This window comes from Actinomadura sp. HBU206391, assembly GCF_014323665.1.
Taxonomy (GTDB): Bacteria; Actinomycetota; Actinomycetes; order Streptosporangiales; family Streptosporangiaceae; genus Actinomadura_C.
Map to the genome: position 1 here is coordinate 1 of NZ_JABVEB010000189.1, position 10825 is coordinate 10825.

Annotated in this window: 11 protein-coding genes and 2 tRNA genes; 5 read left to right on the plus strand and 8 right to left on the minus strand. The window is 65.5% G+C overall.

The genetic code is table 11. The features are described from left to right. Positions 1 to 147: 147 nt before the first annotated feature. The 4 genes from HKK72_RS30255 to HKK72_RS30270 all read right to left on the minus strand — a co-directional run bounded on the left by HKK72_RS30255 (position 148) and on the right by HKK72_RS30270 (position 3184). Positions 148 to 1002 (minus strand): LLM class F420-dependent oxidoreductase, encoded by an 855-nt coding sequence (locus tag HKK72_RS30255; RefSeq protein WP_187237854.1) that lies wholly within the window; start codon positions 1000 to 1002, stop codon positions 148 to 150. Between the two features lie 202 nt (positions 1003 to 1204). Beyond that, positions 1205 to 1294 (minus strand) — tRNA-Ser (locus HKK72_RS30260). A 270-nt stretch (positions 1295 to 1564) separates the two neighbouring features. Then, on the minus strand, positions 1565 to 1954 hold the full coding sequence (locus tag HKK72_RS30265) for a hypothetical protein (RefSeq protein ID WP_187237855.1): 390 nt from the start codon (positions 1952 to 1954) through the stop codon (positions 1565 to 1567). A 114-nt stretch (positions 1955 to 2068) separates the two neighbouring features. Next, positions 2069 to 3184, minus strand: a complete 1116-nt coding sequence (locus tag HKK72_RS30270; protein ID WP_187237856.1) for a glycerophosphodiester phosphodiesterase — start codon at positions 3182 to 3184, stop codon at positions 2069 to 2071. Between the two features lie 342 nt (positions 3185 to 3526). Between HKK72_RS30270 and HKK72_RS30275 the strand changes: the two genes are divergently transcribed. Together HKK72_RS30275 and HKK72_RS30280 are read left to right on the plus strand one after the other, a co-directional pair. Beyond that, complete coding sequence (locus tag HKK72_RS30275; RefSeq protein ID WP_187237857.1) at positions 3527 to 4231, plus strand: TetR/AcrR family transcriptional regulator; 705 nt, start codon at positions 3527 to 3529, stop codon at positions 4229 to 4231. Positions 4232 to 4313: 82 nt separating this feature from the next. Beyond that, positions 4314 to 4389: transfer RNA gene (locus HKK72_RS30280), tRNA-Arg, on the plus strand. 61 nt (positions 4390 to 4450) lie between these two features. Here the strand turns inward: HKK72_RS30280 and HKK72_RS30285 are convergent. After that, positions 4451 to 4699 (minus strand): tyrosine-type recombinase/integrase, encoded by a 249-nt coding sequence (locus HKK72_RS30285; RefSeq protein ID WP_315987523.1) that lies wholly within the window; start codon positions 4697 to 4699, stop codon positions 4451 to 4453. A 1512-nt stretch (positions 4700 to 6211) separates the two neighbouring features. On the opposite strand from HKK72_RS30285, the gene HKK72_RS30290 reads away from it, so the two are divergent. Continuing rightward, positions 6212 to 6544, plus strand: coding sequence for a hypothetical protein (locus tag HKK72_RS30290; RefSeq protein ID WP_187237858.1), 333 nt, complete (start codon positions 6212 to 6214; stop codon positions 6542 to 6544). 477 nt (positions 6545 to 7021) lie between these two features. Here the strand turns inward: HKK72_RS30290 and HKK72_RS30295 are convergent, their stop codons facing one another. From HKK72_RS30295 to HKK72_RS30300, 3 genes are all read right to left on the minus strand, one after another. Continuing rightward, the gene (locus HKK72_RS30295) at positions 7022 to 7558 is read right to left on the minus strand and encodes a DNA alkylation repair protein (RefSeq protein WP_261987352.1); all 537 of its coding nucleotides are present in this window, start codon (positions 7556 to 7558) and stop codon (positions 7022 to 7024) included. After that, the gene (locus tag HKK72_RS41590) at positions 7512 to 7721 is read right to left on the minus strand and encodes a hypothetical protein (RefSeq protein WP_261987350.1); all 210 of its coding nucleotides are present in this window, start codon (positions 7719 to 7721) and stop codon (positions 7512 to 7514) included. Before HKK72_RS41590 ends, HKK72_RS30295 begins: the two co-directional genes overlap by 47 nt. Before the next feature lie 347 nt (positions 7722 to 8068). Beyond that, complete coding sequence (locus tag HKK72_RS30300) at positions 8069 to 8896, minus strand: helix-turn-helix domain-containing protein (protein WP_187237859.1); 828 nt, start codon at positions 8894 to 8896, stop codon at positions 8069 to 8071. Positions 8897 to 9286: 390 nt separating this feature from the next. Here HKK72_RS30300 and HKK72_RS30305 point away from each other — a divergent pair, with 390 nt between their 5' ends. Both HKK72_RS30305 and HKK72_RS30310 read left to right on the plus strand, forming a co-directional pair. Further along, positions 9287 to 10165 (plus strand): DUF3037 domain-containing protein, encoded by an 879-nt coding sequence (locus HKK72_RS30305; protein ID WP_187237860.1) that lies wholly within the window; start codon positions 9287 to 9289, stop codon positions 10163 to 10165. Positions 10166 to 10415: 250 nt separating this feature from the next. Beyond that, a partial coding sequence (locus HKK72_RS30310) for an Hsp20/alpha crystallin family protein (RefSeq protein ID WP_187237861.1) occupies positions 10416 to 10825 on the plus strand: 410 nt, incomplete at its 3' end.

Sequence of the window (10825 nt, forward strand, 5' to 3'; positions counted from 1 at the left end):
CTGCCAGGTCCCCAGCGGCCCGGGTGACCTTTGGAGATCATGGCGTCGACGACCGGTCAGCTCGGCGCGACGACCAAGGTAGGCCCGGATGAGCCAAGGGTCGTAATCGGCCCGGACCCTGCCGGGCGTCGGCCGGTTCGGTGGGCCTTACGACTCCCGTGCGACGGCGGCGAGCTCACGCCATTCGCGGCGGGGCAGCTGTGTCCGGTCCGCCGTGATCACTTGGAGTGTGACGTGGTCGGCCCCGGCTTCGTGGTGTGCGGCGACTCGCTCGCGTACGGCGTCCAGGTCGCCCAAGGCGAAGACCGAGTCGACGAGCCGGTCACTGCCGCCGTCGCGCAGGTCGTCTTCGGCGAAGCCGAGGCGCAGCAGGTTCTCTGTGTAGTTGGGCAACTGGAGGTACATGGCCAGATGCCCACGAGCGATGGCTCTCGCCCGGTCGGTGTCGGTGTCGAGCACGACCTTGACCTCGGGTGCCAGCAGCGGGCCGGCGCCGAGGACCTCCCGTGCCGTCCGGGTGTGCTCGGGCGGGACGAGATACGGGTGCGCACCCGCCGCGCGGTCGCGGGAGGCCGCGAGCATCTTCGGGCCCAGCGCGGCGATCACCCGTTCCGACCCGGGCATCTCCGCGGCGTCGAGCCGGTCGAGGTAGTCCATCATCGCGCCGTACGGTCGCCGGTAGTCGTCGCCGACGAGCTTCCCGTGGCTCACGCCCAGGCCGAGGAGGAAACGTCCGGGATCGCTCTTGGCCAGCGCATTGTGCTGTGCGGCGACGTCCTCCGCCGCGTACTGCCAGATGCTGAGGATCCCGGTGGCGACCACGATGCGCGAGGTGGCCTCGATCAGCGGTACGGCGTGCTCGATGCCGGGGCTGCCGCCGAGCCAGATCGCCCCGTAACCGAGTTCCTCCAGCTCCGCGGCCGCTTCGGTGATCTCGCCGCGCGCTTGCTGATCCTCCGAGCGCAGCCCGATGCTCCAGATTCCGACTGGTCCGAGCTCCATGCCGTACCTCCGCGTTCGTTTTCGACCGGTCATGAGCGACAACCCGCGTCGGAACATGGCTATTTCAGGTGGCCCGATCGCCGCCATCTGTGCCTTGACGACCTCCGGCGCCACAGCGGCAGGTGACTCGGCGAGGTCGGGCGCGCCGGACGCGAAAACGGCTCCTCCGATGATCGATTCATCGGAGGAGCCGCTAGTGAAGCGGAGGATCGGGGATTTGAACCCCGGATGGGCGGTAAACCCAAACCGCATTAGCAGTGCGGCGCCATAGACCGGACTAGGCGAATCCTCCTGGATGCCATCAGGCCGCACACAGGTTACCGGTCCGCGGGCCACCCGGCAAAGCGCGCCGCGGAGAGCGTGTCCGAGAAGTCGATCTCGGGTGAAATGCCGGGTGATCTGCTTGCGCGTTCGCGATGGGCTCCGCACCTCGCGCGGCGCCGCCCGCGGCGCCTAGCTGAGACGTGGCGATGTACGGGGGCGGCGGGGACCCGCCGTGACGCGCTCCCCGTCCCGGGAGGCCGGGGAGCGCGTCAGCGAGCGGGCATCAGGGCCGTGGCCACTACTCGCAGGCAGCCTTCAGCCTCGTGCTGGAGCTGATGAGCGCGTTGGCGTCCGGCATCTGGGGGTTGCCGGACGCGGCCTGCCGCAGGGTGTTGGCCAGGCCTTCGAGGTCGGTGGCGACGGTGTTGCCCGCGGCCTCGACGTCGCCGCCCGCCTTCGCCCCTTCGGCACGGATGTTGTTGGCGGCGTCGGTGTAGACCTGGGAGAGCGCCGTCGGATTGCTGATCATCCCCTGGGCCTTGCTGGAAATCCCCGCGAGTTCCGTCTTCATGTTGTCGCATGCGGCCTTCGTGTCGCCGCCGCCGATTCCCGGAAGACAGGCGGTCGTCGAGGCCACCGCGGCACCGAGAGCAAGGACGGCGAGGACACGGGCGGGAGTTCCACGCATCGGAATGATCTCCTTATAGGGGGATGGACCCGGACGAGACGAGTAAGAGTTCCGTCTCATAGGCCACTTAGGTGTCGTGATGACCCGTACGGTTCCATCCGTCACGCATCGGGGTCAGGAGCCGAACACCTCGGTACGAGCGGACACCCCGGTCGAGGGGTCGTCGCAGAAGACGCCGTCGACGCCGAGCCGGTACAGCTTGGCCAGCCAGCCGGGCACGTCTCCGATCGCCCGCTCGTAGCCGGGGGCACTCGGGTTGCCCTGGCGGAAGTCGGCCGGCAGCTGCTGGTTCTCCCCGCGGATCGTCCAGGTGTGGACGTCCAGCCTGAGGTTGTGGGCGTCACGGATCAACGAGGTGGGCGCACCGAGCCTTCCCGTGGCGTCCACAGGTACGATCCGCGCCGTGTTGGCGCCGATGCCGTCGGCGTAGGAGGCGACGAATCGCAGGCCCGACGGCTTGACCAGGTCGTCATAGGTACGGGGATCGCCGTTCGCAACGAAGTCGTACGGAGCGCCGGCGGCGTCGATCAGCTGGATCAGCCGCACCTTCGTCTTGGGACGAAGCGCCCGCAGGTTCGCGGTCTCGAACGACTGGATGAAGACCTTGTCATTGCGGTCGTCGAGCCCGTACTTCTTCAGCAGGGCCACCAGGGGCTCTTCCAGCGAAAGCCCGATGCCGTCGAAGTACGTCGGGTGCTTGGTCTCCGGATACACGCCGACCTTGTTGGCGCGGGCGAGCTGCAGCACCTCCTCGACGGTCGGGATCGTGTCGATTCCGTTGAAGACCGCGTTGTTCGGACGCAGCGCCGGAATCCGCTCCTCGGTGCGCAGCGTACGGATTTCGGCGAGGGTGAAGTCCTCGCTGAACCAGTCCGTCCGGGTGACGCCGTCGATGGTCTTGGTCTTCTTGCGGTCGGCGAACTCGGGGTGGCTCTCGACATCGGTGGTGTCGGCGAGCCAGTTGTCATGCCGCGCGACCAGCCTGTGGTCCTTGGTCGAGACGACGTCGGGCTCGATGTAGTCGGCGCCTTGCGAGATCGCCACCTTATAGGCGCTCAGGGTGTGCTCCGGCCGCAGGCCGCTCGCGCCGCGGTGACCGATCACGATGGGGGCGCGGGCGCCTTGATCGGCGACCGCGGGGGCGCTGCCGCCGGTGAGGCCGACGTAGGCACCTGCCGCCGTGATGACGGCCAGGCCGCCGGCCAGGACGCGCTTCGTGACATGGGACATGTACTAACCTCCAGGTCGGAATGCGGCTCGACACTACGGCTGCGATCTTGCCGTTAACCGTCGTATGGCGGAACAGCATCTGACCAAGAGTGTCCTTTGGGCTCTCCCGCCTCTTCCGGCTACTGGTTGCCCTTTTTCATTTGGTGTCTGTACTGTCGATAAGGGTCACCATGGGAAGGGTCGCCATGGGATTGAGGGCGGGGCCGAAGGATTTACAGGCACGGCTACCGGGCCGGTGCGCACGGCCTCGTCCGCCACCTGATCGTCGTAGGCGCACGCCGCAACTGACACGAGGCAGCACCACCTCGCGCCGACCAGGGCGGACGCCAGTAAAGGGGCACAATGTCGGTACAGGTCGATCAAGAGATGCATGAGCAGTTGCGGGAACGGATTTTCACCGCAGGGATTCAGGTCTTGGTCGAGAAGGGCTACCACGACGCCACGTTCTCCGACATCACAGCCCGTGCCGGCATCTCCCGCGGCCTGATCACCTACCATTTCCCCGACAAGCTCGCGCTCGTGGAGGAACTGCTCGACCGGAATCTCGACGGCATCGCCGAGATCGTCGATGTGACCGGAACGCCCGACGAGCGGCTCGCCAAGATCATTGACCGCGTACTGCTCGCCACGGCCAGGACCCTCCCCCTTCAGCGGCTGGCGCTCAGCTTGATGATCCACCCGTCCACCCATGGGCTCTTCGCGCAGGTGGAGGGGCGGAAGCAGGCGAAGCTGATCGCCCTTGAGGACGGGCTGCGGGAGCTGTTCGCGGCCCGCGGCGCCGTGGACCCGGCCTTGGAAGAGGTCATGTTCCGCAGCGTCATGGAAGGCGTGATCTACAAGGCCGCCATCTACTCGGACCAATACCCCATGGAACGGGTACGCCGCCGGCTCCATGAGATGTACGAGTTGCCGAGCCCGCAGGCATTCCTCGTCGAGGCCGACCCGCCGCCGGTGGGCCGTTTGCGTGCCGCCGGCCACTCCCAGCCGACCAGCGCCGCCCCCGACCTCGCCAAGCCCTCCTCCGACCCCGGCAACGCCACGTCCTGACGCCGTACGGGCGCGCCCCGGCGCCGGCCTCGCAAACCGATTCGTCGTTGTGCCCGGGCAACCGGTACACTCGTCTCCCGTTGCAGCCGTAGCTCAACGGATAGAGCACTTGACTACGGATCAAGAGGTTGGGGGTTCGAATCCCTCCGGCTGCGCCAGCTCAAAGGCCCCTTCCGATCTTTGGAAGGGGCCTTTTGCCAACTGGTTTGCTAACAGGCGCTATGCCGCCTCGTCGACCGCCCTGGCGAAGATGTCGGCGGCCTGCGTCACCTGAGAACTGATCACGTGCGCGTACACCCGGAGAGTGATCGCCGGATCAGCGTGCCCGAGCCGGGCCGCAACGACGTGGACGGCCACACCGGCCAGCAGGAGCGAGGTCGCGTGCACGTGCCGGAGATCATGCAGTCGGGCGGCCGGGAGCGATTCCGCCGGCCGTGGCCCCGTCTTGGGATTGTTGTACTCCCGCACCAGCTTCGCCAGGAGCGCTGGGTGGCCAGGGCGGACAGGCGGGGGCGTTCCGCATACCTCACACAACAGCAACCGCGGCCGGTGCAGCCGCAAACCGAGGGGAGGGATGGGAACCCACCCCCGACCACCCGCTAGATCGCTGCCCCAATGGCGCCTAGAATCTCAGCTCCGAAAGCAGGCAAATAACATATATAGCCACATAGAACGCGAATAGTAATATCGTTTATTATCTTTAACTAAAGCATCCTCGTCGGGACTGTCAGGTGGCAGCCAAGTCTCACGTTTGACGGTTTCGTACAGTTGGTCTCGGAGCGTACCGCCTTTGGAAAAATACCTGAACGAAAGGACCGGAATCGGATTTCTACGAAGCAATTGCGCCTCGCGGCGACACTTTGCCGTCCAGCGAGCAATGCGTTAAGTGTTCGATGTCCCTGACATTACGCCGCATGATCCACTACGTCGTCCCCGCGACCTACTCCGACGAAACTGCCGGATGTGAGACTTGGCGTCGAGTCGACAGTCTCGACGGAGGCACTTTAATCAGGAGCAGTTGTCGACAATATCGCATTGTTGCGCTATTTCTTGGGTGTATTTTACGCGCGCCGCGCGAACCGCAATTCCAGGAAGGAAGTCCGGCAACAAAGCTGAGCCGGCGGCAAACTTGCACGGAAGCCCTCGATATCCAGGCTCCACAGCATCGCGGCCATACAGCTGACAGCAGCGGTAACAGCAACAGCAGCAACCGTCGACAGTAGCCGGCACACCCCCACCTACCGTTCGACCTCGGCGGACAGCACCACTGCAGGGTGGTCGGTACTCCCTGAAAAGCGGAAGGCCGGCGGTTCGACCCCGCCCCTGCCCACTTCCTTGATCAGCCAAAACGGCTCTTGACCAGCACATACGTGGTCAGGGGCCGTTCTTGTGTCCGGCTGTCACCGATGGCTTGCGGGTGGCCGGGCGTCCACCGTTGAGCCACGTGGACACGCACGGGTGGCGGAGGTCATTGGCGCTTGCGCAGTATGCAAGTGAGCGGTGGCGGGCAGGCACGCGGGGCCTTTCCCCTCGGCGCGCCCTCGCTGTCGGCCTTCAACGAGCAGGTGCTGTCGTTGTGCGCGCGGGATGAGCGTGCGCGCCATTCGCTCGCACCTCGCCACACTGTAGGCGTCGAGGTCAGGGGCGATCTGATCCCCAATGGGCACCCAGAGCCTCAACCCGAAAGCGGGCATATCCGCATATTTTGTTACATATAAGCGATAGTGATACCCTCTATTATTTTTGGCTAAAGCATTTATGCCGAGACTACCGGATGGCAACCAAGTCTCACGTTTGACGGTTTCGCGCGGTTGGCCGCGGGGATGACATTAGTGGAACATGCGGCATAAGTCGGATAGTACGTTAGTTAACACGCTTATTGTTGTCCGCGACACCAAGATGCCGCCGCGAAGCCGTTTATGTTCCACAGAAAACCGAATTTAGCCCACTAGCTCTACATTTCTCCAAGGAGGCGATTCCATGGAAGTCCCCAAGCGCGTGACGGTTGCCATGTCGGGTCTGACTTTTGCGGGAGCGGCCGCGCTGACCGTGGGTTGGGCCACGCTGGCCGGCGACCAAGCCCTGAGCGCCGTAGCTCAACAGGTGGCTTCCGATAACGGCACCGGCGACCTCGATGCCGAGGCACTGCGCCGCATCCTGGTGCTGCGCCAGATCGAGGAAGCGGAGGCACTGCGCAGGGCCGAGGAAGCCGCCAAGCTCGGTGCCCGTAATCCCGGCGGTGCCGGCGGTGCCGGCGGCACCGGCAATCGCGGCGGTGCCGGCGGTGCCGGCGGTATGGGCGGTGCCGGCTAGACATGGCGGCGACAGCCATAGACCTACGCCGGCCGCCGCCCACTTCGGCAGATACGCCGGCAGCAGGGTGGTTGTCACTTCTGAAAAGTGGAAGGTCGGCGGTTTGACCTCGCCCCTGCCCACTTCTCTGAACAGCCAAAACGCCTCGAGTATGATCGCTCGGGGCGTTTTGACGACAACGCTGACGACAACGACTACGCGGCGGGCAGCCGCATCACTGACGTGGTCACATCTCCGCACGAAGCGCAAGGCCGCAACTTTCGCTTTAGAGCCTGTTCCCGGGGAACACTCGTCGGGTTCCGTCCCGCCCAACCACAGTTGGACCGGATCGCGTCAAGGGCGCCTACGGCGTCGCTACGCGATGCTGACAACGACCCTGGACAACTGTGGACGTGTAAGGAGTTGGCGGCGCATCCGGGACAGCTTTGAGCAGGGCAAAACGTTGGTCTCGGACGGCTGTGGACGATCGTGATCCTTCTACTTATCGTGCTGTCGGCGCACTATCTCGGTGATCCAGATGGGCGCGAACGGAGACGTGCAGCCCGGGGAAGTCGGGTAGTCCTTGAGCACTTCCAGGCGCTCACCGATGTCGATTGCACGGGTGCGGTGCTCGGCGTGATCGATCCCGATCTGAGCCAGGCAGTGGTTCATCGCCCACTGCAGGCGTTCCGGGGCGTCTTTCATCTCCGCCTCGATGATGTCGAGCAGTCCTGCGAGGTCGAGGGCCTCGGGCTTGTTCGTCACGCGTTCGGTGGTCAGCGCCCAGCCGGCACTCGCGACCACTGGGTCCGGATCGGCGGACCAGGCCAGGCGCAGCTGTTCGGAGTGCGGGTTCTTCTTCACCACGTAGTTCACGAGCCAGTCGTGCACCTTGGGTGTGCGCGCCTCGCGCAACATGACGTCCAGCTCGTCACGCTCGAACGCCTTCGGGCGGCAGATCAGGATCGCCAGCAGTCTCGCCGCGGTGTCATCGGTCTCCCAGAGCCGGCACGCGAGTTCCTGCTGCGTCTTCAGCCGCTTCGCGACCCGCGCGCAGCCTGCTGAGGTTCACACCGTGATCGTCACCGTGTTTCTCGTTCACCCCGCGTGTCTTCGGATCCTCGAGCCCGGCCAACTCGGCCAACACCTCGGCCACCATCGTCTCGGCCGTCACCTCGGTCAGCTTCGTCTCGGCCACCTCAGCCTCCCGTCCATCACGTGCGAGATTGAGCCTACGACGGAAGCCGGCCTCCTGTCGTACACGCCGATTCGGCGCGCGGAGTGGGCCGGACTTGAAGGCGACCGATACGAGGACCCTCGTGCCGAAGAGGGCAAGAGCCGGAACCCCTTCCTGATGCTCAGGCACGAGGCGGGTCGCCACCACACCGCCAACGATCCTCCAGCTCGCGCAGCTCTCTCGGTGCGTCCACCCACGAACCCTGACAGAAGCCACCTGCCGCCCGCCCGATCATTTCGGTGCGCCCGGTGGGCTCTCGCTTCAGCCCAGGAGATCGGTGAGAAGCGGAAGTCGAGCCCACCGGTGGATCATTCTTCGTCGGTGAGGCGGCTGCGCAGCCGGTCAAGTGCCTTCTCGGACGGGCTGCCGGGCTCGGCCTGGTAGACGAAGAGATACTGCCCGGGGGTGCTCTCGATCGCGAACCTCTCCCGCCAGAGGATCAGCTCACCGACCTCGTGGTGACGCACGCGTTTGTACTCATGAGGCTTGGCCCGTACGTCGTGGCGAGCCCACAGACGGCGGAACTCCTCACTGCCGAGCGAGAGTTCATCGACCAGCTCGAGAAGAAACGGGTCATTGTGGTTCGCGCCCGCCGCGGCGCGCAGGTGGGCCACATTGGCACGAGCCTCCTGCTCCCAGTCCAAGAAGAACTCGGGTGCCGCAGGGTTGAGGAAGGTCAGCCGGATCAGGTTCTCGTTGTGTTCCATCCCCTCCATCACCACGGTGGCCAGCCTGCTCGCGGCCAGGATGTCCAACCGGAAGCTCACCACGAGGGTCGGCGTGCGGTCCCAGGCCTCTATGAGCCGGAGCACTTCCGGGTTGACGCGCTCGACCGGGCCGGTGGGCACGCGCCTGCCCACTCGGGGGCGGACGAGCTCGTGGAGGTACTCGGTGGCCTCGGCGTCGAGCTCGAGGACCCGGGCCAGGGCGTCGAGCACCTGAGCCGATGGATGGCGTTCCCTCCCCTGCTCCAGCCGGATGTAGTAGTCGGTGCTGACCCCGGCCAGCATGGCCACCTCTTCGCGGCGCAGACCGGGTGTCCGGCGGCGGCCTAAGGGCGTCAGCCCCGCCCGTTCTGGAGTCATGACCTGGCGCCGAGCGCGAAGAAAATCACCAAGGAGCCTGTCACCGTCCATTTCCACAAGCTAGGACGTAACGGAGCGGCGATCCTGGTTGCGTCACACCCAGCCTCAGCAGGGGTGACGTGTGTCGTGGTGGGAGATCGGCATTTTGCCCGGCCCTGGCGACCGGTCCTGACGATCGGCAACGGTGCCGCGACGACTCTCGCGACCGTCCGCGGGCGGGATCGTCTGATCCTGGGTGTGCGGGACCCCCGGTTCTGGGAGGGAGGGGGGGAACGTCGGCACCCGAGTGGTGGGGGCCGCCATTCACTTGTTCACATGGCGCGATAGCCCCATCGGACCAAGGCCGGAGACGTCAGGCCGGAAGCTGTTTCGGGACCCGGGAAGGCACTAACCGGCGCGTGAGGGGTAGGGGTGATAACAGCGTGAAAGGGGGTCACGTAGATGGATGTTTATCTCTACTCGGTGGTGCGTTGCATGCCGGATCCCCGTACCGGCGAGTTCGTCAATGTCGCGGCCATCGCCGGGAACCCCGTCGCGGGCGACTGGTCGATGCGGCAGGTGGGCGACGAGAGCCGTGCACGGAGGCTCGCGGACGCCACCGCCCTCGAAGCCGTGCACGGCTTCCTGGCCGAGGCCGGCGCGGAGATCGACGAGAACCTCGAGCGGATGGAGGACATCGGCGAGTCCGGCCTCGACGAGGCCTGGCTCCAGCGGCTCTACCGTGATCATCAGGATGTGGTGCAGTTGACGAGGCCCACCCCGATCCTGGCCGAGGACGCGGAACAGGCGCTCGAGATCCTCTTCGACCGGGTGGTCATCGATCCGGGCATCGAGCACCGGGAACAGTCGATCACCAGGCATCGCGTGCTGGCCGAACTCCGGGACGCCTACCACCGTGCCGACATCAGCCGTGATCTCGTACGTCCGAGAGTTCAGGTCTTCGTCGGCGGTCACGTGCACACGTCCGTCGACTTCGCCGTCACCGGCGGCGACCGTGTCGTCCAGCTTGCGCAGGGGTGGTCCTTCCAGCGCACCGACCTGGAGGAGCTTTCCGTTCAGGTCAAGGCGTGGGGCTATGTCATCGACGGGCTTCGCGAGGGCGAGTCGGCCCGGGTCATCGACTCGGAGGACCGGTCGATCCCGATCTCCCGTGACGTCGATGTGGAGATCGCCTTCGCCCAGCCGAGGACGTCCGAACAGTCCGAGGCATTCGAAGAGGCGTCAGAGATCTTCTCTCGTCTGGGCGGTCACGCCAGCGAACTGGACGACGTCGACATGGTGGCGGAACGGGCGGTGAAGCTGCTCTACGCGGGACGCTGACCCGGCCTGCTCGGAGACGCTGACCGGGCCTGCTCTGGACACGCCCGCCGGTCCTGCTATGCGGACGTGCTCGCGAGGCCTCTGCCGCTGTCGCGAGTCATCTCTTTGCTTCCACAGGGAAGAAAATAGTTGCCGCGTCGTTAGGTTGCATGCCATTAAGCAGGAGGGTAACCTTCAAATCAACTTAGAGGTTTCCTCTTAGCGGGAACCGAAGGAACGACACGATCCATGATCTTCGGAGGTGGTGGCAATGCTGCTCACGTCGATCGACCCGTTCGTGCAGGAGTTCGAGCGCCAGTTCGACCGGCTCACCCGTCAGACCGCTCAGTCGAGCGCGGCCGTCATGCCGATGGACGGCGTCCGCCGCAAGGACGACGTGGTCCTGCGCTTCGACCTTCCCGGAATCGACCCCGACTCGATCGAGGTCACCGTCGACCGTGGCGTGCTGAGCGTGGGCGCCGGTCGCGAGGAGGCGTACGAGGACGATGAGCGGGTATTCGTCCGCGAGCGTGTGATGGGTACGTTCAGCCGGCGCGTATATCTGTCGGAGCACCTTGACGCCGACCAGATCGAGGCCGCTTACTCCAACGGCGTGCTCGCGGTGCGGATCCCGGTGCTGGAGAGGGCCAAGCCGCGCAAGGTCGAGGTGCGGCAGACCGA